The organism is Novosphingobium sp. (assembly GCF_036820275.1).
GTDB lineage: Bacteria > Pseudomonadota > Alphaproteobacteria > Sphingomonadales > Sphingomonadaceae > Novosphingobium.
In genome coordinates, this window is the sequence record NZ_DAISLT010000014.1 from 56,907 (window position 1) to 79,673 (window position 22,767).

17 protein-coding genes are annotated in these 22,767 nt (G+C 65.0%); 12 read left to right on the forward strand and 5 right to left on the reverse strand.

Going from position 1 to position 22,767, the window contains the following annotated elements:
* The first annotated feature begins 5 nt into the window (after positions 1–5).
* Positions 6–1,838 (forward strand): ATP-binding protein, encoded by a 1,833-nt coding sequence (locus V7066_RS12980; RefSeq protein ID WP_334183462.1) that lies wholly within the window; start codon positions 6–8, stop codon positions 1,836–1,838.
* Between the two features lie 2 nt (positions 1,839–1,840).
* On the opposite strand, the gene V7066_RS12985 is transcribed toward V7066_RS12980, so the two are convergent.
* Positions 1,841–2,902, reverse strand: a complete 1,062-nt coding sequence (locus V7066_RS12985; RefSeq protein ID WP_334183463.1) for a class I SAM-dependent methyltransferase — start codon at positions 2,900–2,902, stop codon at positions 1,841–1,843.
* Positions 2,903–3,057: 155 nt separating this feature from the next.
* Positions 3,058–5,214, reverse strand: coding sequence for a TonB-dependent siderophore receptor (locus V7066_RS12990; protein ID WP_334183464.1), 2,157 nt, complete (start codon positions 5,212–5,214; stop codon positions 3,058–3,060).
* Between the two features lie 291 nt (positions 5,215–5,505).
* Between V7066_RS12990 and V7066_RS12995 the strand changes: the two genes are divergently transcribed.
* Positions 5,506–7,614 carry a TonB-dependent siderophore receptor gene (locus V7066_RS12995; protein WP_334183465.1) on the forward strand — a complete coding sequence of 703 codons (2,109 nt, stop codon included), beginning with the start codon at positions 5,506–5,508 and terminating at the stop codon, positions 7,612–7,614.
* 63 nt (positions 7,615–7,677) lie between these two features.
* Here V7066_RS12995 and V7066_RS13000 read toward each other — a convergent pair whose 3' ends face one another.
* Positions 7,678–9,327, reverse strand: a complete 1,650-nt coding sequence (locus V7066_RS13000; RefSeq protein ID WP_334183466.1) for a hypothetical protein — start codon at positions 9,325–9,327, stop codon at positions 7,678–7,680.
* 56 nt (positions 9,328–9,383) lie between these two features.
* A complete protein-coding gene (locus V7066_RS13005) occupies positions 9,384–10,187 on the reverse strand; it encodes a sterol desaturase family protein (RefSeq protein WP_334183467.1) in 804 nt (267 codons plus the stop codon).
* Between the two features lie 304 nt (positions 10,188–10,491).
* Here V7066_RS13005 and V7066_RS13010 point away from each other — a divergent pair, with 304 nt between their 5' ends.
* The 6 genes from V7066_RS13010 (at position 10,492) to V7066_RS13035 (ending at position 16,948) form a co-directional block, all read left to right on the forward strand.
* Positions 10,492–11,259, forward strand: a complete 768-nt coding sequence (locus V7066_RS13010; protein ID WP_334183468.1) for a LytTR family DNA-binding domain-containing protein — start codon at positions 10,492–10,494, stop codon at positions 11,257–11,259.
* 188 nt (positions 11,260–11,447) lie between these two features.
* Positions 11,448–12,455 carry a cytochrome c oxidase subunit II gene (locus V7066_RS13015; protein ID WP_442947327.1) on the forward strand — a complete coding sequence of 336 codons (1,008 nt, stop codon included), beginning with the start codon at positions 11,448–11,450 and terminating at the stop codon, positions 12,453–12,455.
* Entirely contained in the window at positions 12,452–14,974 is a 2,523-nt protein-coding gene (gene ctaD / locus V7066_RS13020; RefSeq protein ID WP_334183469.1) for a cytochrome c oxidase subunit I, read from the forward strand. Before V7066_RS13015 ends, ctaD begins: the two co-directional genes overlap by 4 nt.
* The gene (locus tag V7066_RS13025; protein WP_334183470.1) at positions 14,971–15,351 is read left to right on the forward strand and encodes a hypothetical protein; all 381 of its coding nucleotides are present in this window, start codon (positions 14,971–14,973) and stop codon (positions 15,349–15,351) included. The genes ctaD and V7066_RS13025 overlap by 4 nt, the downstream gene beginning before the upstream one ends.
* Positions 15,348–15,944 (forward strand): cytochrome c oxidase assembly protein, encoded by a 597-nt coding sequence (locus V7066_RS13030; protein ID WP_334183471.1) that lies wholly within the window; start codon positions 15,348–15,350, stop codon positions 15,942–15,944. Before V7066_RS13025 ends, V7066_RS13030 begins: the two co-directional genes overlap by 4 nt.
* Positions 15,941–16,948 carry a c-type cytochrome gene (locus V7066_RS13035; RefSeq protein WP_334183472.1) on the forward strand — a complete coding sequence of 336 codons (1,008 nt, stop codon included), beginning with the start codon at positions 15,941–15,943 and terminating at the stop codon, positions 16,946–16,948. Before V7066_RS13030 ends, V7066_RS13035 begins: the two co-directional genes overlap by 4 nt.
* A 108-nt stretch (positions 16,949–17,056) precedes the next feature.
* On the opposite strand, the gene V7066_RS13040 is transcribed toward V7066_RS13035, so the two are convergent.
* Positions 17,057–18,112: a BON domain-containing protein gene (locus V7066_RS13040; protein WP_334183473.1), complete on the reverse strand. Its 1,056-nt coding sequence runs from the start codon at positions 18,110–18,112 to the stop codon at positions 17,057–17,059.
* A gap of 251 nt (positions 18,113–18,363) precedes the next feature.
* Between V7066_RS13040 and ku the strand changes: the two genes are divergently transcribed.
* The 4 genes from ku to V7066_RS13060 all read left to right on the forward strand — a co-directional run bounded on the left by ku (position 18,364) and on the right by V7066_RS13060 (position 22,655).
* Positions 18,364–19,245 carry a non-homologous end joining protein Ku gene (gene ku, locus V7066_RS13045; protein WP_334183474.1) on the forward strand — a complete coding sequence of 294 codons (882 nt, stop codon included), beginning with the start codon at positions 18,364–18,366 and terminating at the stop codon, positions 19,243–19,245.
* 3 nt (positions 19,246–19,248) lie between these two features.
* Complete coding sequence (locus V7066_RS13050; RefSeq protein WP_334183475.1) at positions 19,249–19,746, forward strand: MgtC/SapB family protein; 498 nt, start codon at positions 19,249–19,251, stop codon at positions 19,744–19,746.
* Positions 19,743–22,259 (forward strand): DNA ligase D, encoded by a 2,517-nt coding sequence (gene ligD, locus V7066_RS13055; RefSeq protein ID WP_334183476.1) that lies wholly within the window; start codon positions 19,743–19,745, stop codon positions 22,257–22,259. The genes V7066_RS13050 and ligD overlap by 4 nt, the downstream gene beginning before the upstream one ends.
* Before the next feature lie 123 nt (positions 22,260–22,382).
* On the forward strand, positions 22,383–22,655 hold the full coding sequence (locus tag V7066_RS13060; protein WP_334183477.1) for a hypothetical protein: 273 nt from the start codon (positions 22,383–22,385) through the stop codon (positions 22,653–22,655).
* The last annotated feature ends 112 nt before the right edge of the window (positions 22,656–22,767 follow it).

A 22,767-nucleotide genomic window follows, 5' to 3' on the forward strand; every position in this document is an offset into this window, starting at 1 on the left:
CGTGTATGAGCGTTCGCAACGACATCGATCAACGGGACGACGAACTCTTGGCGGATACGACCATCGACAATCGGGGGGCGGGCGATCGCATTTCCTTCGGGCCGTTCAGCCTCGCCCCTGCCGAAAGGCTGCTCATGAAACACGGCATGCCGGTCGACATCGGCGGACGCTCGTTCGATCTCCTCGTCGCCCTGACCGACCGGCCGGGGCAGGTTCTGTCCAAGCGCGACCTGCTCAAACGGGTCTGGCCCGACGTCGTCGTGGAGGACGGCAGCCTGCGCTTCCACATGGCAGGGCTGCGCAAGCTGCTGGGCGACGGCGACGACGGCGCCCGCTACATCGCCACGCAAGTCGGTGTCGGCTATGCCTTCGTCGCCCCGTTCGAGCGGACCGGGGCGGCCGTCGTACCCGATGCGGCCCCGCAACCGGCCCCACCGCTGCCCAATCCCACCAACCTCCCGCCCCGACTGGCCAGGTTGATAGGCCGCAGCAAGGATCTGCAACTGCTCGCAGACCGAGTGGCGCAATCCCCGCTGTTCACGATCGCCGGACCGGGCGGGGTCGGGAAAACCGCGCTCGCCATCGCGCTCGGGCACGAGCTTGCACCGCGTTTCGAGAACCGGGTGGCGTTCGTGGACTTCGCCATGCTGGAAAATCCGGCGATCGTGCCCTCGATGATCGCGGGCGCCATGGGGCTTGCCGTGCCGACCGACGATCCGCTCTCGGTCATCCTGCGCCACATCGGCGACCGGGAGGTCCTGCTGGTGCTCGACAATTGCGAGCATGTGATCGATCCCACCGCCGAAATCGTCGAACGGATCGTCGAGCAGGCGCCCAACGCCCACATTCTCGTAACCTCGCGCGAGCCGCTGCGCATCCGCGACGAGAACGTCCATCGCCTCGACGCGCTCGACTATCCCGAGGATCCCGAGAGCTTGGGCCGGGCCGAACTGCTCGCCTATCCGGCGGTGGAACTGTTCTGCGAGCGGGCCGGTGCGGCGAACACTGCGCTGGAGATCGACGAGGAAGCCGCGCGGCTCATCGCCGATATGTGCCGCCGTCTCGACGGCATGGCCCTGCCGATCGAACTGGCCGCGGTTCGCGTCGCCACCCACGGCATCGCCGCCACCGCGCGGCAACTCGGAGAACGTTTCAGCCTCGCATGGCCCGGCAGGCGCACCGCCAGCCCGCGCCAGCAGACGCTGCAATCGACACTGGACTGGAGCTACGACCTGCTCTCGCGATCCGAACAGGCGGTGCTCGAACGGTTGGCGATCTTCGTCGGCCCCTTCTCGATCGATGCCGCGCTGGAAGTCGGCGCGGATGCCGAAATCGGCTTCGACGAGGTTGCGCTCGCGCTCGACGAACTCGTCACCAAATCGCTCGTCTCGACCAATCGCGCGCTCGATACCGGTGCCTACCGGCTGCTCGAAATGACCCGCTCCTATTCGCGCGAGAAGCTGCGCTCGCGCGGGTCGGCGGACTATCGCGCGGCGGCCGGGCGCCACGCCGGATTCTTCCTCGGCGAACTGGAAACCGCAGCAGAGCGCGATGCCGAAGCCCTGCGGGACCTCAAGACCCTGCGCCCCCAACTCGGCAATATCCGCAGTGCGCTCGACTGGTGCTTCGGCGCGGACGGCGAGATCGCGACCGGCGTGCGCCTTGCCGCGGCCAGCGCCCCGGTCTTCCTTGCCATGTCGCATGTGATCGAGTGCCGGAAATGGTGCACGAAAGCACTCGCCGGTCTCGATGCGGACCAGCAGGACGGCACGATCGAACGAACGCTCAGGGAGGCCCTCGGCGCGGCGGAGGCCATGCTGGCGTCACCTGCCGCCTGAGATCAGCGCGCCTCCAGCACCATGTTGAACGGCCCCTCGGTCGCGCGCCGGACCCTCGCGAAGCCCCCGTCCCGCACGATCCCGGCAAGCCGCGCCTCCCCGGCCTGCGCGCCGAGTCCTTCGCCCACTTCCTGGTCGAGCGAAGTCGGCACGCAGATCATCGTCGAGGCATTGTAGTACAGACGCCCCACCGGGTTGAGATTGTCCTGCGGGGCATCGCCGGCGATCGGCTCGACGATCATCCAGCTGCCCCCGTCCGCCAGTATTTCGCGCATGTGCGCCGCGCAGCCGCGCGGATCGCCCATGTCGTGCAGGCAATCGTACATGGTGACGAGATCGAAGCCGCGCTCGGCAATGTCCTTGGCCGTCGCAACCTGGAAATCGACGCGCTCGCCCAGCCCGTGCTCGGCGGCATGGCGGCGCGCTTCCGCGATCGAAGGTTCGTGGAAATCGTAGCCGGTGAAACGGCTCTGTGGGTAGGCCTCGGCCATCAGCAAGGTCGAGAAACCGACCCCGCAACCGACATCCGCGACCCTGGCCCCGCTGCGCAGCCTGTCCTCCATGCCCTCCAGCGCGGGTATCCAGTTCTGGACGATGTTGTTGACGTAGCCGGGGCGGAAGAAGGCGCCGGTCGCGCAGAACAGGCAACCGGCATGGTCGCCCCAGCGCACGCCCTCGCCGGTGCGGAAGCAGTGCTCGACTTTGGCTTCCGCCTCGATCATCGCAGCGGCCAGTTCGAAGGCACCGGCCAGATAGACCGGACTGTCCTTCGCGACGAAGACCATCGCCTGTTCGGGCAAGAGGCTGAACGTCCCCGCCCCCGCGTCATATTCGACATAGCCGTTCGCCGCCTGTGCCATCGCCCATTCGCGGACATAGCGTTCATGCAGCGCACCGGCGCGCGCGGCCAGTTCCGGCGCCGTGGCAGGCCCCTGCGCCAAGGCCTCGAACAGGCCCAGCCGCAATCCTATCCGCACGGTGGGGACGGCCAGCGCGCCGCCGAGATCGCCCAGCATCTTGCCGACGAAGGCATGAAGCCTCGCTTCGTCGATGGGTTCCGTCATGGCATCCTCCGCGTCGATTCCGCAGCAGGCCCCCGGCCGGAGGACATAGCATATCGGGACCGACACCGGGACAGCGGCACGGCCCCGGCAATGACTATTCCGGGGTAGGCCGGGAACCGCGCCCCCCATCAGCGCGCGACTCCCGGTCGCAGCCCTTACAGAGTGCCGCGAAGCGTTACCAAGACATTGCGCGGCGTCGCATAGCGGGCGCTGCCGGTGGCCAGCCCGGAGTAGTATTTCGCGTCGAAGACGTTATCCAGATGGGCCGTCAGCGACAGGCGCTCCGAGAAGCGATAGCTGGCCATCAGATCGAGCGTGGCGAGACTGCCCTGGGTGTAGAACACATTGTTCGGCCCGGCATATTCGGCACGGGTCTTACCCTGCCAAAGCAGATTTCCGCCCAGCGTCAGCCCGTCCAGATCGCCGGGCAGGCGATAGGTCGTGAACATCTTGAAGCTGTTCTTCGGCACTTGCGGGAACTGCCGCAGGCCGTCGCGGTCTTCCGCCCGGGCATTGGCGAAACCGCCCGCCACCCGCCAGCCGGGCAGGATTTCGCCATTGACCTCCACCTCGAAGCCGGACGACTTCATGCCCGAAACCGCATGATAGGCCGTGCTGCCGTCCGGCAGGGTGATCGGGCCTTCGTCGGCCACGGCATAGTTGTCCTGCTTCATGCGGAACACCGCCGCGCTCGCGCTCAGTTTACCGTCGAAGAAGTCCGCTTTCAGACCGGCTTCGTAGGTATTGCCTTCCAAGGGCGCCAGCATCTTGCCGTTCCGGTCGCGATAGGTCTGCGGCTCGAACACGCTGGCATAGCTGACATAGGCCGAGATGACCTTGTTGAAGTCGAACACCAGACCGGCGTAAGGGGTCACCACCGCCTTTTCGTTCAGCTCGGGCGTATAGGTCCCGCCCCCGGCCGTGTCCCTCGAATAGGTTTCCTGCTTCCACCAGGTAAGCCGCCCGCCGACGATCACCGACAGCGGCGCGATCGGCTTCAACCGGGCGACACCGGCGGCCGAACTGGTCTCGATGCGCTTGCCGGTGCCGCCACCGGTCGCCTCCAGATCGGGCTTGGGGGTCTGCCCCGTCTCGAAGAATTCGAGCGCGTTGATCGGCTTCATGTAGTCCGGGCCGTCCCACCAGCCCGGATAGAGCGGTCCCTTGTCGTCGAACCGCGTATGGCTGAGGGTCAGCGCGACATGCTGTTCCTGTCCGAGCGCCTCGAAGCTGCCCCGCAAGTTGGCATAGACCGCGTCAAGCTTCAGGTTGGAAGCCCAGCGGGTGGAATAGAGCGTGCCGCCGAGACCCGTCTGCTTGTCGATCGCGTTTCCGAAGAAATAGCCGATGGTCTCGTCGTAGGAGCCGGACTTGTGCTCGGCATCGATCTCCAGGTTCCAGTTCGGGCTGAAGGCATGTTTGAGCGAGGCGAACAGGTTGGTGCTCTTGCGGCGGAAGTCCGACCAGTCGGCACCGCCGTTGGCCGAGCGGGGGAAGTTCGTCTCCGTGCCGTCGGTGAAGTAGATCGGCAGGCCGCCGCGCGAGGCGCCGGTATTCTTGAAGTTCTGGTACTCCACGCCGGCCGTCAGCAGGGTATCGGGAGTGAGGTCCGCCTCGACGACGCCGTAGAGGGCATGGCGCTTGACATGCTCACGGTCGATGAAGGTGTCGTTCTCCTGCCAGGCCCCGGCAACCCGTGCGCGAATCCGCCCGTCGGACGTCAGCGCCCCGCCCAGATCGCCTTCGAGGCGGTACATGTCCCATGACCCTGTCGTGGCCGAAAGGCTGGCGCGGGTCTCGGTGCCGGGACGCTTGCGGATCATGTTGATCGCCGCGGAAGGCTGGCCGGTACCGGTCATCATGCCTGCCGAACCGCGGATCACCTCGACCCGCTCATAGGCGATCATGTCGGCGGTATCCTCGGTGAAGCCGTAGATGTTGGCCGGGCGGGCGATACCGTCCACCAGATAGTTCTTTATCTGGAAACCGCGCGAGGTGTAGTTCGTGCCGTCCGTTCCCAGAGCGCTCGTCCGGTTGGTCTGGACGCCGACGATCTGCTCCATCACCTGGGAAATGTCGAAAAGCCCCTGCTCCTGCATCCGCACGCTGTCGAGCACGGTGACGGACTGCGGCGTCTCGCGCGAGGAAAGGCTGAGTCCGGTCGTCTCCGTGGCGCCCGTCACAACGATGGCATCGGGATCGGGTTCCTCGGCCGCCGTCTTCGCATGGGCGACCGGGGCGCTCAGACCGGCGGCGGCCAGCAGGCAGAATGCCATTACCGACGAAACGGAATGGCGTGCACGGATATTCATTCTGACGGACAATTCTCTGGCCCCCTCATTATGGTGCTTTCGGAGAATCCGGCACCGGCTCAGGCGGGCCTGCTAATGCGAATGACTATCACATGCAACATCATAGAAACATTTCGCACTCCGGCTCGTCGCAGCAGCACGCCGCCCCGCCGCCAAGACGGCTCGCGGCGTTTTAAACCTAAGTTTAGTTGCAAACGATTCGCACTTGCATCATCGCGCTGCATTGCAACATGTGTGACAAGGGGTGCGACAATTCCTATTTCCCGATTTTCCAACGCGGCCGTTGCAATTATGGCCGCGCCGTTCCTCTCGATTCCGGCCCTGGCGGAGGAAGCGGATGAGACGGATTCGATTATCGTCAACGGCGTCGCCGAGGGCCGCTACGGCATATCGTCGGCCACGACCGGCATGAAGATCGACGTGCCGCTGCTCAAGACGCCGCAATCGGTCGCAGCCGTTACCGACGAAGTGATCCTTGAGCAGTCGGCCCAGACGCTGACGGATGTCCTGCGCAACGTCAGCGGCATTACCGAGGCCAACAGCTTCGGCAATACCGGCGACAACTTCATGATCCGCGGCTTCGAAAGCGGGCAAGGCACTGTCCTGCGCGACGGCTATACCAGCGTCCAGGTCCGCGCGCTCAATGCCTCGACCGAACGGGTCGAGGTGCTGAAAGGACCGGCTTCGCTCCTCTATGGCCGTTTCGAACCCGGCGGGCTGATCAACGTCATCACCAAGAAGCCGCTCGACACCCTTCACTACAACCTCAACACCAATTTCAGTTCGAGGGGCCAGAGTCGGCAGGTCGCCGACGTGACCGGCCCGCTCGGCGCAGGCTTCGCCTTTCGGGTCATCGGCGAGTACGAGGACAGCGACTACTGGCGCCGCCATGGCCATGACATCGAGCGTACTTACGTGGCACCGAGCCTGTCGTGGACCGGCGGCAAGGTCAGCGTTCTCGCGGCTTACGAGTATACCGACAGCACCCAGCCGTTCGATCGGGGCCGCGTCTACTTCAACGGCAAGCGCGTCGACACGCCCTCGACGCGCTATTTCGGCGAGGCCTTCACGACGCTCAAGCAAAGGCTCCATTCCGGGAATCTGCTGCTGACCTACAGGTTCGCCCCCGGATGGCGGGTCGAGGCGAAGTACGCGATGCAGCGCACCTCGGGGTCCGACCTTCAGGTCCGTCCGCGCAGCCTCGTCGTCGGTCCCGACGGGCAGCCGACCGGCGAACTGATCCGCAGCCTCGACGGCAATCGCGATCTCAGCGACGACCGCGATTACGTTTCGCTGAACCTGCACGGCGATCTCGGGTGGTTGGGCCTGCGCCACAAGCTGCTGTTCGGCGCCGACTACGAGAACTACCGGAGCCGGCGCGGATACCAGGTCGATTCCCCGCGGCGCGGCGGCTTCAACGTGTTCGATCCGGTCTACGGCCTGCTCGACCAGAACTACGCCGATCTCACGGTCACGCCCAATTCGGCGACGATCGACAGCTACAAGACCACGGGTCTCTATTTCCAGGATCTGGTGATGCTGGACGATTCCTGGACTTTCGTGTTCGGTGGACGCTACGAGACGTTCCGGGATTTCCAGCGCGAAGGCACTCTGGCGCGCCCGCGGAACCAGTCGAAGAGCGACACTTTCCTGCCCCGCGTAGGGCTGGTCTACCAGCCGCGGCAGAACGTCTCGCTCTACGCCAGTTATGCGCGGGCATTTGCGCCCAACCCCTCGGTTCCCGCACAGGGCGACCAACCCGCTTCCGGCCCCTTCCCGCCGGAAAAGAGCCGCAGCTATGAGATCGGCATCAAGGGCGAAGTTCTCGACGGCGTGATCGCGACACTCGCCGCATACGACATCCGCAAGAACAACGTGCTGGAAACCGTCGACATCGGCGACGGCAATTCGATCACCGAGGCCCGCGACAAGGTCACCTCGAAAGGCATCGAGTTCGATCTCGCCGGCGAGATCACCAGGCGGCTGAGCGCGATCGTCTCCTACGCCTATACCGACGCCCGCAACCCCCAGAGTACCCTTGCCGATGCAGTGGTCAACGTTGCGCGTCATACCGGCAGCGCCTCCTTGTCCTACCGGCCGGGCGGCATTCTGGAAGGGCTGTCGCTGGGCGGCGGGGTATTCCACGTCGGTCGCCGTTACGGCGGGCTGTCACAGGCTCCGAACGGCACGACGACGGTACCGTTCCATCTGGCCGCCTATACGACGTTCGACCTCAACGCCGGTTATGTACTGCCCATGCGCTCGGGCCACAGCGCCTATGCGCGTCTGACGCTGCGCAACCTGACCAACCGGAACTACGATCAGTCCTCGGGCAACTCGCTGCGGGTCGTGCCGGGACAGGCCCGGACGCTTTTCGCGACGATCGGCGTGCGCCTCTGACCGCAGACAAATCCGAGCCGGGACGCTCTGGTCCCGGCTCGGAGAAGGTCGGCCGCCCCGCGTTCAGGGAACAAGCGCGCTTACGTCGAGCCGCTTCCCCGCATACTCGGCATATCCGTAGCTCAAGGCCTTGCCCTGGGCATCGGGCGAGAAAACGATGGCAGCGGGAGCCGCTCCGCCCGGTTGCCCGCCCAGTGGTCCAAAAGTCAGCTTGAGGTCCATGATGCCCGGCTTGGCGCCGTCGAGACGTACTTTTGCTTCATAGGTCGAATTGCCGCGAGGATCGAGCTTCAGGGTCTCCCGCCCCGACCAGCTGTTCCTGCCGTCGTCGCTGAAATCCGTGTAGCCCTTCTCGATCGAGGTCGGCGTGCGGCGGTACGTGATGTAGCCCGAGACCCGCCCATAGATTTTCACGTCGACATCGCGGCTCTTCGCAGCCAGCCTCGGTATGATCGACAGGTCGCGGGATGCATAGGCCATGTCGTCGGGCGTGCGCGCGGCGGGAACCGCCTTTCCCGGTTTGTAGTCGGGCAGGCTGACCATTCTGATCCGCACCTCTTCGCTGCCCTTGCGCCCTTCGACCCAAAGCGCCTTCTGGTTTCCCGGATGCCAGGACATGGGCGAGCGAAAGACCCAGTCCCGATCCGCACTCAGGTTCGTTCCGAGATAGCCGTCCGTCGTTCCGGATGCCCGGATGTCGATCAGCGCCGGTCCGATATTGCCGGGCCGCGTTCCCCTGACGCCGGTCACGCTATGGGTATAGGCAAACATGCTCAGCCCCATGTTGAGAGCGGCTGGATAGGGTCGCGGCACCAGGCCGAGCACCGCCGGATCGGTTTCCGGCGAGAAGCGCGTCGTCATGGTCATGCCGAGCCGCTCGTCGGGAGAGAAGATCGTCGTCTCGGTATAGCCGGGCGTATCGGTTATCGCCTCCAGCGCACCGTTATCGAGCTGCTGCACGACCGAGTCAGGGATATCGCGCCCGATCGCGCCGACCAACGAGATAGCCGTCCCGCCCCGGACGAACTGCTTCACCTCGCCGCCGCGCACCGGGGCGGGAACAACGCCGTCAGGGTGGTTCGGATCTCTGGTGAAAGGCTCGACGGTGCTGACGATCGCGGGGCTATCGATCACGTAGCGTGCGCCCTCGCGTTGCAATGTGCCGGTGAAGACGACGGCGGAGAAGTTCGAAAGCAGCGAAGTCCAGGCGATGTGACGATTGTCAGGGGCGACGATCATCTCCGACCAGCGATGGGCGACGATATCGCCATCGGCGATCTCGCGGGGGTAATCCACGGGGATCAGGGCCGGCCGATCGCAGCGGTCGATGCTCTGCGCGCATTCCACCACGAAATCGCCGAGGAATATCCGGCGGTTGTCGGGAAAGACCATGAACCGCAAACCGTTGTCCTTGGGCCGAGAGGGGATTGCCTGGGAGAAGAACGGGCGCATGTTGCGGCCATCATCATCCATGACCGCAAGCGAAACGAGGCGCGGATCGTCAGCCTTGCTGCGGGCATAGGCTACGAGGATCTTGCCCGAAGGCGTGTAAGTCGCGCTGCGCAGATCGAGCTTCTCGTCGAAGGGAACGGTGGAAATCTCCACGCGCCCGACATCGGGCGAATGTCGCTCGGTGGCGGCCTGCGAGGAAGCTCCGATCGCCAGCGCAAAAGTAACGGCCGTCGCAGCGGCGCAAATGCGGGAATTTTCCATGAACCTCTCCAGCTGTGATTATTTTGTTTTGTAGGGTCGTCTCAACCGGCTCCCGCTCAGCCTTGCGCGGCTTCCGCCGCCGTGATTTCCGTCCCGGCTTCACCGTGCTTCGCGCCGGGCTGCCGGGCCCGCTGGCTTATCGCCTCGAAATCCGCCTCGTACTTCTTGCGCATGGTGCCGCAGATCCTGTCCCATACCGTGGTGTAACCGCCGAAGTTGCCGGTGAAGTAGCGGTGGTGCTGGTCATGGAAAGTGGCGGTGATGAACCACTTGGTCGCCCAAGTGCGGTTCCACCAGCGGGGCAGGAATTCGTATCCCGAATGCACGTAGAGACCCATTACGATATTAGTCGGCAGGATAAGCGCCATCGTGGCATCGTGAATGGTGAAGACGGCCAGAAACAGCGGCACGAAACCACCGTTTATGATCGATTCAAGGGGATTGACCGACAAGGTCGTCAACAGGTTCGGCGAAGTCGACTTGTGATGCAACTTATGGACCAGGCTATAGACCGGTTCCTTGTGCATCCAGCGATGGAGCCAGTAGAAATAGGTATCGAACAGGACGAAGTAGACCGCGAATTCCAACGCGACGACCCACCATGAAGCCGGTCCGGAATGGAAGCTTATCCAGCCGTGGGCGGTCAGCCAGGTCCTGGCGGTGCCGATGACGGTGCCAGAGATCGTCAGCGTGACGACGGCCACGATCGCCTCGTTGCGAAAGATCTTCCACTTGAACCCGCGCGGCTGGATCTTTCTGGCCTTGAAGAAGCCGCTGGCCACGCCGGCGACGATCCCGATGCTCACGAAAGCCCAGAGCCAGATCTGGAGCGCATGTTCGCCGCTGAGAAAGGTTGGCATCGTACAGGTCAGCTCAAGGCAATGGCGAAGGCAAGGGCATGGGCGAGAAAGGCCAAGGCGGCTGCAAAAGCCACGGGGCGATAGGACGAAGCAATCATGAAAACCTCCCGGCCGCGGGCAGATGACGCCCGGGCGCTGTCGAGGTCGAAATGGCATGGCGCGATTGGCCGGCAACCGGATTTACGTTACGGTCGCAAGGACGACGCCAAATGACCGGAAAGTCGAGCGTTTTACAATTGGCGCATCGTGAAATGGGAGAAATCGCGTGAACCGGTTACGGTCAGTCCTGATAGAACTCTGGGCCATGATCGTGCTTTCGGCGATCGTGGGATTTCTCGGCCCGTTCGGCACTTACAACGATGCGCCGTTCCTGTCGCGCTGCGGTCACTGGCTAATGCAGTTGATGGGCGCCTATGTGCTGGTCCGCCCTTCGATCCTCTTGTGGGAGGAAATCGCCCAGGCCACGTCGTTGCCGCGGCGGCAGCTGGTTTTCTGGGGCGTGCTTCTCTCCAGTTTCCCGCTGGCCTTGCTCTGGGCCTGGAGCACGAGCGCATTCTTCCGGGGGCTGACCGGTTTCTCGGTGCTCTTGCCGTTTGCCGTGCTTTGCGCGCTGGCCGTACTGGGTGTAACGTCCTGGGCGCGCTGGGCGGACCGGAAGATGCGTCCCGTTTCCGCCGTAAAGGAAGAAGACATCCAGCCTTCCAAAGACGTGGCCGGTTCGCCCTCCACCGAGGTGCCCGCCCCAGAAGAAAATGATGACGAACCTCGCCTGGCAAAGCGGCTTTCACCGACCTTCCAGGGGCGCATCCTCGCGTTGCAGAGCGAAGATCATTACGTTCGCGTGCACGGCGAGGAGGGAAGCGAACTGCTATTCATACGGCTGCGTGATGCGATCGCCGAAATGGATACCGTGCCCGGTCAACAGGTTCATCGCAGCTGGTGGATAGCAGCGGGCGGGATCGAGGCCGTCGAGACCGATGGCCGGAAACGGACTATCCGCCTGCGCAACGGTGCATGTGCACCTGTCGCCCGGGAGTCGGTTTCAAAACTGGAACGCGTCGGCTTCCTGTGATCGCAGTGATGCGCGGCGGGATGCGAGATATCGGATCCCGGACCGGATATCGCGGCTGGCCTGCATCCCTGAAGGCCCCTCATGCTGCAGGAGCGCAGCAACCATTTGTAACGCGGTGATCGATCGATAACGGCGAACCGTGTTGGCCCTGACGCGTTGCTCCCGAACGCCTCAGGGAAGAAAGCCTCTTGCGAAGATCCGACGCTGGAAAATTCCTGGCCCTGTGGCCGCTGATGCTGGCTGGCTGCAACCGCCATCAGTCGGCGCTCGCCCCGTTCGGACTGGAAGCGCGCTCGACGCTGGGGCTTACGATAGTTCTCGCCGCCGGAGGCCTCGTCATAGCGCTGGGCGTCGCGGTGATTTACGCGATTGCTGTCCGCGCACCGGAAGGAAAGCTCACGCATGAACGCGGAATGGGCCTCGTGCTGTGGCTCGGCGCGGTTGTTCCCACCGTGGTGTTGACCGCATTGCTGATCTGGTCCCTTCCCGCCATGCGCCCCATGCCCGCCACCGGGCAGGACTTGCACATCCGGGTGGAAGGCGAACAGTTCTGGTGGCGCGTCGCCTATCGGCAGGCAGGAGCGGAACCGCTGCTGTCCGCCAACGAGATCCGTATGCCGGTAGGACGCACGGTGGTGTTCGAACTCACCGCAACCGATGTGGTCCACAGCCTCTGGATACCCGGCCTCGCCGGCAAGATGGACATGATCCCCGGCCGCATCAACCGGCTTGTCGTGAAGGCCGAGAAGCCGGGCACTTATCGCGGGGTTTGCGCCGAGTTCTGCGGATTGAGCCACGCCCTCATGGCATTCGACGTCATCGCCATGGAGCCTGCTGCCTTCGACGCCTGGCTCACGGCCGCCCGTGTTCCTCCGCGCCGAACCGATAGCGCCATTCGCGACCATGGCGCGATGCTCTTCGCGCGCGAAGGCTGCGGGAGCTGTCATTCCGCAAGCGGCGCCCCGTCCGGCGAAATCGGCCCCGACCTCACCCGCTACGGCGAGAGACGGACGCTCGGCGCGGGCATCCTCGCGCCGACGGTGGCGAACACCGCCGCCTTCATCCGCGATCCGCATCGCTTCAAGCCCGGCGCCCGCATGCCCGCCTATCGCAACTTGCGGCAGGACGAGGCGCTGGCCCTGGCTGCCTGGCTCAAGCGAGCCGGAACTCCGGAAATGCAGGAGCCGGGCCGATGAGCCTTCACGACCAGGACGATCCAACCCTCCGCGCCGCGCAGGAACAGCGCCTGCGCGCAGTCTGGGCGCCGCCGAAAGGCCTGTTCCTGCGCTGGACGGACACCAACAACAACCAGGTCGGCAACTGGTACGTGCTCACCGCCTTCGCCTTCATGCTCTTCGCGGGCGTGCTGGCTCTCATCATGCGGACGCAACTGGCGGTTCCGGACAACGATCTCGTTGGTCCCGGCACCTTCAACCAGCTCTTCACCCTGCACGGCTCGATGATGATGTTCCTCTTCGCGGTGCCGATGTTCGAGGCGGTCTCGATCATCCTGCTGCCCCAGCTTCTGGGCGCACGCGACCTGCCGTTTCCGCGGCTTTCGGCCTTCGGCTACTGGTCGTTCCTGCTCGGCGGGGTGTTCGTCTCGGGATCGATCTTCTTCGATGCGGCGCCCGACGGCGGCTGGTTCATGTACCCGCCGCTGACGACGCGAACCGACCTGTCCGGCCTCGGCGCCGACATCTGGATGCTCGGCCTGTCCTTCATCGAGGTCTCCTCGGTCGCCGCCGCCGTCGAACTGATCGTGGGCGTGCTCAAGTGCCGCCCGCCCGGAATGCGGCTGAACCTCATGCCGCTCTATGCCTGGTATATCCTGGTCGTGGCGGTGATGATCCTCTTCGCCTTCCCGCCGCTGATCGCGGGAGACGTGCTGTTCGAAATGGAGCGCCTGCTGGACTGGCCCTTCTTCGACGCCTCGCGCGGCGGCGACCCGCTGCTCTGGCAGCACCTCTTCTGGATTTTCGGCCATCCGGAAGTCTACATCGTCTTCCTCCCCTCGATCGCGCTCTTCGCCATGCTGGTGCCGACGTTCGCGCGGCGCCACCTGCTGGGCTACCCGTGGATCGTGCTCGCGGCGGTGGGCACGGCCTTTCTTTCGTTCGGCCTCTGGGTCCATCACATGTTCGCGACCGGGCTGCCGAAGATCAGCCTCGGCTTCTTCTCGGCCGCATCGGAGGCCGTGGCGATCCCCACGGCGGTGCAGATCTTCGTCTTCATCGTCACGCTCTGGGCAGGCCGCGTGGTCTGGTCGACGCCGCTGCTCTACGCGACCGGGAGCCTCGCGATCTTCGTCATCGGCGGCCTCACCGGGGTGATGGTGGCGCTGGCCCCGTTCGACTGGCAGGCCCACGACACCTACTTCGTCATCGCGCACCTCCATTATGTACTGATCGGCGGCACGCTGATGCCGCTCTTCGCTGGGCTCTACTATTACTGGCCGCTGGTGACGGGCAAGAAACTGTCCGACCGGCTCGGGCGCACCGCCTTCTGGCTGGTCTTCGTCGGCGCGAACCTGTGCTTTTTCCCGATGCACCTTTCCGGTCTGGAAGGAATGCCCCGCCGGGTCTTCACTTATCCCGCGGACCTGGGCCTCGGCGGCCTCAATCTCGCCTCCACCATCGGCTCCTTCGTGATCGCTGCCGGGGTCGCGGTGATCGTCCTCGACCTTGCCCGCTCGCCCTGGCGACCGCGCTCGCCGCGCAACCCGTGGCAGGCCGGTACGCTGGAATGGCTCGCTCATCCGGAGGACGAGAACTGGGGCATCCGCTCGATCCCGCTGATCGAAAGCCGCTATCCGATCTGGGACCAGGAAGACTTCGTGCGCAAGGTGGACGAGGGCCGCTACTTCCTGCCCGACGCCGAAGAAGGCCGCCGCGAGACGATCATCACCTCGGTGCTCGACGCCCGCCCGGTCTCGGTCATCCGCCTCGGCGCACCGAGCTGGAAACCGATGCTGACGGCGCTCGCGCTGGGCGGGGTGTTCATCCTGACGACCTACCATCTCTACTGGCCGGCGCTCGTCTCCGGCGTAGCGACGCTTGCCATGGTCCTGTGGTGGCTCTGGACCGGAACCGCGGAAATCCCGGAGAAACCGTGCAAGTCGATCGGCCACGGGATGGAACTGCCGCTTTATATCTCCGGCCGCGCCTCGCCGGGGTGGTGGGCGATGTTCATCACCATGATGGCGGACGCGACCGCCTTTTCCGGGTTGGTCTTCGGCTACTTCTTCTTCTGGACCCGGCACGAGGCATTCCCGCCGGCCGACATGGCCGCTGCTCCGGGCATGGCCTGGCCGCTCCTTGCGCTTGCTTTCGCACTGGCAGGGTGGCTCGCGACCATCGCGGCGCGGGAGGTCCATGCGGGCGGCGGGATCGGCGCGGCACGCCTGATCTTGCTGCTCGGCCTCACAGCAAGCATCGCCGGGGTCCCGGCAGGACTTGCCGGACCATGGCTCTCCGGCATGGACCCTACCGCGCACAGCTATCCGGCGATCGTCTGGACCCTGGCGATCTGGACCTGCCTCCATGCCGCCGTCGCCGCGATCATGCAGGCCTATGTCCTGGCGCGCAGCCTCGCGGGCCGGATGACGCCCCGCCACGACGCCGATATCCGCAACGTCGCGGTCTACATGCACTTCTTCGCGCTCACCGCCGTGGTCGCCTACGCCACCATCGGCCTGTTCCCGGAGGTGGCATGAGCGACGAAAAGCGCAAGTGGCACGAGCGGCTGCAAGTCACGCTCTGGACGCTGATCGTCCCGCCGATCGTCTGGGCGACCCATTTCCTGTTCGCCTACCTCTGGGCGGCGGTATCCTGTGCCAAGGCAGGCTTCTTTGCCGAGTTTCCCACGCTCTTCGTCGTCGGAACAGGGCTGGCGCTGGTGGTCATCTCGGCCTCGGGCTGGATCGCCCACCGCCAGACACGTTTGCGCGGCAATCCCCCTCCGCACGAACAGGGCACCGACATCGACCGTCTGCGCTTCCTCGCGAAATCCACGCTGCTGCTGGCGGGCCTGAGCTTCGTCGGGGTGCTGTTCACCGCCCTGCCCGTGGTTTTCATCGGAGACTGCCGGTGAAGCGGGCGGCTCTCGTTGCAGGCCTCGCGCTGCTGCCGCCGGGCTGGGCAATCGCGCTCGCGGGCATGACCGGGCATATGACCGGACACATGATCGCAGTCGCCGTCTCCGCGCCGCTCCTGGCTTTCGGTCTGGCGGGAGGCCCGCTCGATCTCGCCAAACGCTGGCCCCGCGTAGTGACGCCCATGGCGATGATGCTGGTCGAACTCCTGGCGGTCTGGTCCTGGCATCTGCCCGCGCTGCGGCGCCTGACCATGAACCTCCCCGCCCTCGCCGCCGCCGAACATGCCACTTTCCTTGCCGCCGGACTCCTGCTCTGGAGCGCGGCGATCCACGCCCCGAACCGCGCCGCCGGGATCGGAGCACTGCTCCTGACATCGATGCACATGACACTGCTTGGCGTGCTGATCTGTCTTGCGCCTCGTCCGCTCTACGCCATGCACCACCATGCCGCACCCTTCGGTCTCGATGCCCTCGCCGACCAGCAGCTCGGCGGCGTGGCCATGCTGGTGATCGGCGGCGCCAGTTATCTTCTCGGCGGCCTCGCCCTGCTCGCCGGGCTGCTCAGGACCCGGCCGGAAACCTCGACATGACGATCAGACTGACCTGGAAACGCCTCGTGCTCGGCCTTGCCGCCCTCGCCCTGCTCGGCATGGGGTTCGCTTGGTCGGGACTGTTCCCGATCGCCGCCTCGTCGGGCCACTGGGCGATCACCGATTGGTTCTTGCATTGGACCATGCAGAATTCGGCGCGGACCTACAGCACATTCCAGACGCCGCAAGCCGTTCGCGACGACGGCGCTCCGGTCAGCGCCGCCGGGCATTTCCACCAATCCTGCGCGGTCTGTCATGGCGCCCCCGGCACGCCGCCTTCCCCGGTCATGCAGGCGGCCACCCCGCCCGCGCCGGATCTTGCCAAAACGGTGGGCCACTACAGCGACCGCGAGCTTTTCTGGATCGTGCGCCACGGCGTCAAATACACCGGCATGCCCGCCTGGCCCGCCGGCGAGCGCCCCGACGAAGTGCGCCGCATGGTCGGTTTCCTGCGCTGCCTGCCGGACATGAGCGCCGAAGACTATCGGGCCTTGACGGCGGCTCCTCCGGGACCGCTCGCGCGCTGCACGGGATGTCACGGCAGCGACGGAAGGGGGCGCGGACAAGCCGACATCCCGATCATTGCCGGGCAGAAAGAGCCATTCCTCCTTTCCGCCTTGCGCGACTTTGCTTCCGGCAAGCGCGAGGGGGCAGTCATGCAGGTTGCGGCCGCCGGGATGACCGAAACCGAAATGCGCGCGGCGGCAAGATACTTCGCGAACCTGCCCGGCCTCCGCGCCGGTTCGCCCGCCAGGAGTCATTCGATCGCAGACCGGGGTCTGCCGGACAAGCAGCTTCCCGCCTGTCTTTCCTGTCACGCCCCGGGGAAGACGGCTCCGCTCCTGTCCGGCCAGCGCCCGGAATACCTCGCCGCGCGCCTGCGCCTATGGCGCGGCGAGGAGACTGTGGTCGATGCCCGAAAGCCGCGCGATCCCATGGCTGTCATCGCCCGCCGCATCCCGGAGACCGAGATCGACGGCCTCGCCGAGGCACTTTCCCATTAGTGGGAGAGGCACTTTCCCATTACGCAAGCGCCGTCCGAAGCCTTCCGATAACGAAAATGGCCGTGGTTCCCAAAGGGAGCCACGGCCATTTCCAATGATCGCCAAGGATCAGGATGAACTGCCCGTCGTCGATCCAGACGTTGGGTTAGTAGATGCACTCGTGCTGGTCGCCGACCCGGTCGTGGTGCTCGACCTTGCGGAGCTGGTCGATCCGCCCTGCCCGGTATCGGTCCAATCCGTCGCGCCGATCACGCGCAGATTGTTCTGCACGTGCTTCACGCCGGATATCTCCTCGGCAAGGTCTTCCGCGCGGCGCTTGGCGTGGCGGCTGCCGACCGTACCGTCGAGCGTGACCTCTCCATCCTTGGCGAGCACCCGGATGTTCGTCGCATCCACGCGCCAATCCTGAGTGAGGCGATCGTTCAAGTCTTCGCGGATGCGTTCATCCGAACGCGTATAGTCCGAAGGGCCGCGACCGCGATGGTCCTGCTCGCGGCGACGCGCGGCATCCTCGTCGCCAAACCAGCTGGCGATCTCGTCGCCCGCCCGCTGGAAGAAGCCGCGTTCCTCGCCATATTCGCGCCAGTCGCCGTAGTCGCGCCGACCCTGCTCGTTGTCGGTTCGAGAGGAGCGCGAGCCATAATAACCCCGACCGAACGTGTCGAACGTCGGGCGATAGCTGAAGCTGGGACTCAGGCCGCCGCCTCCGCCGCGTCGAGCATAGAAATCGCGACCGCCGTAGTCCTCGCCGGTGAAATCGGCGAAGTCATTGCCTCCGCTGGCGTCATATTCCCGGATCGGATAGACCTCGCGTTCGCCCGAGAAACGATAGCCTCGCTCGCTGCCTGCCGGACGACGGTCGCCACCGTAAGGGCCTTCGCCGTAACTTTGGCCACGCGCCTGCGAGCCATAGCCTCCACGCTCGCGATAACGCGAATCTCCGTGCTCGTCGGTGCGCCAACGCGCATCGTTCTCGTCTCGCCTGGAATTCCGGCGCGCCGCGTCATCGCGGTGCGCGCGTCCTTCGTCGTTGCCCCAACCTCCGGCCTGCCGGGGCGCGTCGTCCTGCCACTGGCTGGCCTGACGCGGCGATTCCCAATCGGAGCTTTCGTCACGATATCCGCCGGACTGTCGGCTGGCCGGGTTTGAATCACGCCGATTCATCGATGCTCTCCTTGATGTCGCTATGTTATGCCGAGACCGACCCGGCCGACTTGCCGGACCGTTCTTGCGTCGACTGTCAGGAAAACGATGCAAGGGCGCGGACGATCCACTGTCCGGCGCGCATCCGGAGGCATTCGCCGCAGGGTCCGTCCAGGCTTGCATCCCGGATATCTCCGCAGCCGGAATGGAACCGAAATCCGGGGAACTCCTGGGTCCCTCGCGTCTTTCTCCAGACGAGAAAGGACGCGCCCATGCCTGCACGCGCTTACTGGAAAGGCCAGATCCGCCTGGCGCTCGTTTCGATCCCGATCGAAGTCTATCCGGCGACGCGATCCGGCGCGGCCATCTCCTTCCACCAGATCCACGAACCCAGCGGCAAGCGCATTCGCTACGAGAAAGTCGCTCCCGGCGTCGGCCCGGTCGACCGCGACGAGATCATCAAGGGCTTCGAGGTCTCGAAAGGCAACTATGTCCTGCTCGACGAGGAAGAGATCGAGGCCGTCAAGATCGAGAGCCGCAAGACGCTGGAACTCGTGCAGTTCGTCGACGCCGACGAAATCGACGTGCTCTATTACGAAAAGCCCTATTTCGTGGTGCCTGCCGACGATCTGGCGGAAGAGGCCTATACCGTGCTGCGCGAAGCCTTGCGCCGGACGCGCAAGGTCGGCCTCGGCCAGTTGGCGGTGCGCGGCCGCGAGCAGCTCGTCTCGATCAAGCCCTGCGGGCGGGGCCTCGTCATGGAAGTGCTGCGCTACGCCGACGAGGTCCAGAAGGCGCAGGGCTATTTTCGCGATATCGAGGATGCCAAGCCCGACGCCGACCTGCTCGACCTTGCCACGACCTTGATCGACAAGAAGACCGGCCCCTTCAAGCCCGCCGAATTCCATGACCGCTATGTCGATGCGCTCCATCGGCTGATCGACAAGAAAGCGAAGTCCAAAGGCAACAAACGCATCCTCGAGGACGTGGAAGAACCTTCGAACGGCAAGGGCAATGTCATCGACCTGATGGCGGCCCTGAAGAAGTCGGTCGGCGAAAGCGGCTCGAAAGCGGCCAAACCGGCTTCGTCCCGCAAACCGGCGGCAAAGAAAACCGCTTCCCCTTCCGGTGCGCGCAGCCGCAAGCGCGCCTGACCGATGGAACTGAACGCGCCCGTTCCGGTGCTGGCCATCGATGCGGAACTGCTCTGGCGTATCGGCGTAGCAGCCGTGCTCGGCCCGCTTCTCGGCCTCGACCGGGAAATTCGCGGCCATGCCGCGGGACTGCGCACGCATGGACTGATCTGCGTTTCGGCGGCGGCCATGGGAATCGCGGTGATCGCGCTGTACCTCCAGTTCGACCGGGGCGGGGCAACCCGCATGGACCCTCTGCGCATCTTCGAAGCGACCGGAGCTTTCGTCGGCTTTCTCGGCGCCGGACTGATCGTCTTCGCGCGCGGAAAGCTGCACAACCTGACCACGGCCGCACACTTGTGGCTGACGGCGGTGATCGGCGTCGCCTGCGGAACCGGGCTCTGGCCGCTCGTCGCCGTCTGTACCGTCGCCAGCGTCGCGATGCTCACGGTCCTGGCGTTCATCGAGGGCGACTGGAGCCGGGACCGCCGCATCGGCATGCCCCCCAAGGAAAAGCCGTGAACCGGCCCGATCCCGGCGCCGATCTGCTTGCCGAATACAATCGCAAGCGGGACTTCGCCAGGACCGCCGAACCTGCCGGAAAGCGCGGCAAGGGGGGCGGCAACAGCTTCATCGTCCAGAAGCACGCGGCAACCCGGCTGCACTGGGACTTTCGCCTCGAAGTCGACGGCGTGCTCAAGTCGTGGGCAGTGACGAAAGGGCCGAGCGCCGATCCCGACGACAAGCGCCTGGCGGTGCGGACCGAAGACCACCCTCTCTCCTACGGCACCTTCGAAGGCGGCATTCCCAAGGGAGAGTATGGCGGCGGCACGGTCATGCTCTGGGACCGCGGAACCTGGGCACCGGTCGCTGGAAAGAGTGCGCGGGATATCGACGAGGGCCACCTTCACTTCATGCTCGACGGCGAGCGGATGAAGGGCGAATGGCTGCTCGTGCGCATGAAGCCCCGTCCCGGCGAAAAGCGCGAGAACTGGCTCCTGCGCAAAGTCGGCGATGCCTTCGCGCAGGACGGCGATGTCCTTGTGGAGCAGGCGCTCACCAGCGTCCTGACCGGGCGCACCATGGCCGAGATCGAGGCCGACAAGGGCGCCGTCCATTCGCTCAAGGGCAGGAAGGGCGATGCCTTTGCGCAGATCATGGAACAGGCGGCGGCCAGCAATGCGCGCAAGGCCCGCCCCGCCCGCCGGAACAACGGCAAGCCACCGAAATTCCGCCCGGTGCAACTCGCCACCCTGGTCGACAGCGTGCCGACCGGGAACCTGTGGATGCATGAGATCAAGTTCGACGGCTACCGTGCGCTTGTCGCAGCGGCTGGTGGAAAGATCATGGTCCATACCCGCAGCGGTCTCGACTGGACGGACAAGTTCGCACCGCTGGCCGCGCATCTGGCCGCGCTGAACCTGCCGCCCTGCCTGATCGACGGCGAGATCATCGCGCGGGGCAAGGACGGCAATCCGGATTTCTCCAGCCTCCAGGCGGTGCTCAAGCGCGGTCACGGCAGCCAGACCGACCGGGATGCACTGGAATTCCATGCCTTCGACCTGATCGAACTGGATGGAGAGGATCTTGCCCCGATGCCCAACATCGAACGCAAGGAACGGCTGGAAGCCCTGCTTGCCGAAGCGCAACCGCCTGTCTTCATTGCGGACCACGTGATCGGCTCCGGCGAGAAGCTCCACGATGCCATGTGCGCGGCGGGGCAGGAGGGCATCATCGCCAAGCGCGTGGACGCCTCCTATCGCGCCGGACGCACGAAGAACTGGGTCAAGGTCAAGTGCACGCGGCGGCAGGAGTTCGTGATCCTCGGCTGGTCCCGGTCGACCGCGAAAGGCCGCCCCTTCTCGTCGTTGCTGCTGGGCCAGTACGAGGGCAAGGATCTTGTCTATCGCGGCAAGGTCGGCACCGGCTTCGATGCCGAAACTTTGGCCGACGTGGCCGCGAAGCTGGAAAAGCTTGCGCGCAAGACGGCACCGGTCGAGGTCGAGCGGGCGGAAGCGCGAGGAGTCGCCTGGGTCACGCCGAAGCTGGTGGCCGAAGTCGCTTTCGCGGAATTCACCGGCGAAGGGCGTGTGCGTCATGGCAGCTTCCTCGGCCTGAGGGCCGACAAGGACGCCAAGGCCGTCACCCCGGAACGCGCCCAGCCTGCGCCCGAAGCGGAGATCGACATGAAGATCAGCAACCGGGACCGGGTGATCTTCCCCGAAAGCGGCGAAACCAAGGGCGACCTTGCGGATTATTATGCCGCCGTTGCCTCCCTTATGCTGCCTTTCGCCGCCGCCCGTCCGATCAGCCTGGTCCGATGCCCCCAGGGCCGTGCGAAGAAGTGCTTTTTCCAGAAGCATGACAGCGGCACTTTCGGCGACCACGTCCATCATGTGCTGATCCGCGAGAAGGATGGCGGGATGGAGGACTATCTTTACCTCGATGACGCGGAAGGGCTGCTCGCCTGTGTGCAGATGGGTACGATCGAGTTCCACGGTTGGGGGGCGCGCGCCGACGACGTGGAATTGCCGGAGCGCATGATCTTCGATCTCGATCCCGACGAGGGCCTGGACTTCGCCGAGTGCGCGCGCGCCGCCAAGGACATTCGGGCGCGACTGGCCGATCTCGGACTGGTGAGCTTCGCCATGCTTTCGGGCGGCAAGGGTGTGCATGTCGTCGTCCCGCTGAAGCGTGGGCACGACTGGGATACCCACAAGGACTTTGCCCGCCGCTTCGCCGAGGCCATGAGCCTGTCGCAGCCGAAGCGCTACGTCGCAACCATGAGCAAGGCGAAGCGGAAGGGGCGCATCTTCATCGATTGGCTGCGCAACCAGCGCGGCGCCACCGCCGTCCTGCCCTATTCGGCGCGCGCCCGCGAAGGCGCCCCGGTCGCGGTGCCGATCGCGTGGGACGAACTGGAGGGCATGAAGGACGCACACCCCTTCTCGATCGCCGACGCGTCCAGGCTGATCGAGAGGGCACGGGATCTGCGCGGCTGGGGTTTCTGCGAACAGTCCTTGCCGGGCATTTGACGATATTTCTCTCGCGATATCCCCGGCTTGCACCGAAGCCCCGGGATCCTCGGGGAACGCCCGCGGTCCGCATGCGTTGATCGATGACCCCGGTTTCAGGACCCGCAGCTTGGAAGGCGCAGGATGGATAGCCGTGACGAGAAAGTGCATCTCGAAAAGGAAGAAGCCCGCGCCGGTTCAACCCCGGGCGTGGTTCGGTACGTTCTGCTGATCAGCCTGGTACTGGCGATTGCGGCGCTCTCGCTGATCTGGATAGTTGGGGCCGTTAAAGCGCCCGGCGACACCGGCGGGGTCAACGATACCCGGCAAGCCGTAGAGCAAGGCGATACAACGCCGCAGGAACAGCCCGGCATGCAGAGTCCCGCTCCGCCGCCGGCCGGAAACGGCTCTTCCTGAAAGACTGCCAAGGCCTGTGCGGAAGCAAAGAATTTTTCTTATCGTTCCATCATGATGGAACGCCTTGATCGCCGGTGAATTTCCCCGCATGCGGGAAGTCTGGCGGTTCCCG

What these genes read in the sequence shown, in the direction of transcription:
- V7066_RS12980 (WP_334183462.1), top strand. Translation starts at nt 6, where the DNA reads ATGAGCGTTCGCAACGACATCGATCAACGGGACGACGAACTCTTGGCG.
- V7066_RS12985 (WP_334183463.1), bottom strand. Translation starts at nt 2,902, where the DNA reads ATGACGGAACCCATCGACGAAGCGAGGCTTCATGCCTTCGTCGGCAAG.
- V7066_RS12990 (WP_334183464.1), bottom strand. Translation starts at nt 5,214, where the DNA reads ATGAATATCCGTGCACGCCATTCCGTTTCGTCGGTAATGGCATTCTGC.
- V7066_RS12995 (WP_334183465.1), top strand. Translation starts at nt 5,506, where the DNA reads ATGGCCGCGCCGTTCCTCTCGATTCCGGCCCTGGCGGAGGAAGCGGAT.
- V7066_RS13000 (WP_334183466.1), bottom strand. Translation starts at nt 9,327, where the DNA reads ATGGAAAATTCCCGCATTTGCGCCGCTGCGACGGCCGTTACTTTTGCG.
- V7066_RS13005 (WP_334183467.1), bottom strand. Translation starts at nt 10,187, where the DNA reads ATGCCAACCTTTCTCAGCGGCGAACATGCGCTCCAGATCTGGCTCTGG.
- V7066_RS13010 (WP_334183468.1), top strand. Translation starts at nt 10,492, where the DNA reads ATGATCGTGCTTTCGGCGATCGTGGGATTTCTCGGCCCGTTCGGCACT.
- ctaD (WP_334183469.1), top strand. Translation starts at nt 12,452, where the DNA reads ATGAGCCTTCACGACCAGGACGATCCAACCCTCCGCGCCGCGCAGGAA.
- V7066_RS13025 (WP_334183470.1), top strand. Translation starts at nt 14,971, where the DNA reads ATGAGCGACGAAAAGCGCAAGTGGCACGAGCGGCTGCAAGTCACGCTC.
- V7066_RS13035 (WP_334183472.1), top strand. Translation starts at nt 15,941, where the DNA reads ATGACGATCAGACTGACCTGGAAACGCCTCGTGCTCGGCCTTGCCGCC.
- V7066_RS13040 (WP_334183473.1), bottom strand. Translation starts at nt 18,112, where the DNA reads ATGAATCGGCGTGATTCAAACCCGGCCAGCCGACAGTCCGGCGGATAT.
- ku (WP_334183474.1), top strand. Translation starts at nt 18,364, where the DNA reads ATGCCTGCACGCGCTTACTGGAAAGGCCAGATCCGCCTGGCGCTCGTT.
- V7066_RS13050 (WP_334183475.1), top strand. Translation starts at nt 19,249, where the DNA reads ATGGAACTGAACGCGCCCGTTCCGGTGCTGGCCATCGATGCGGAACTG.
- V7066_RS13060 (WP_334183477.1), top strand. Translation starts at nt 22,383, where the DNA reads ATGGATAGCCGTGACGAGAAAGTGCATCTCGAAAAGGAAGAAGCCCGC.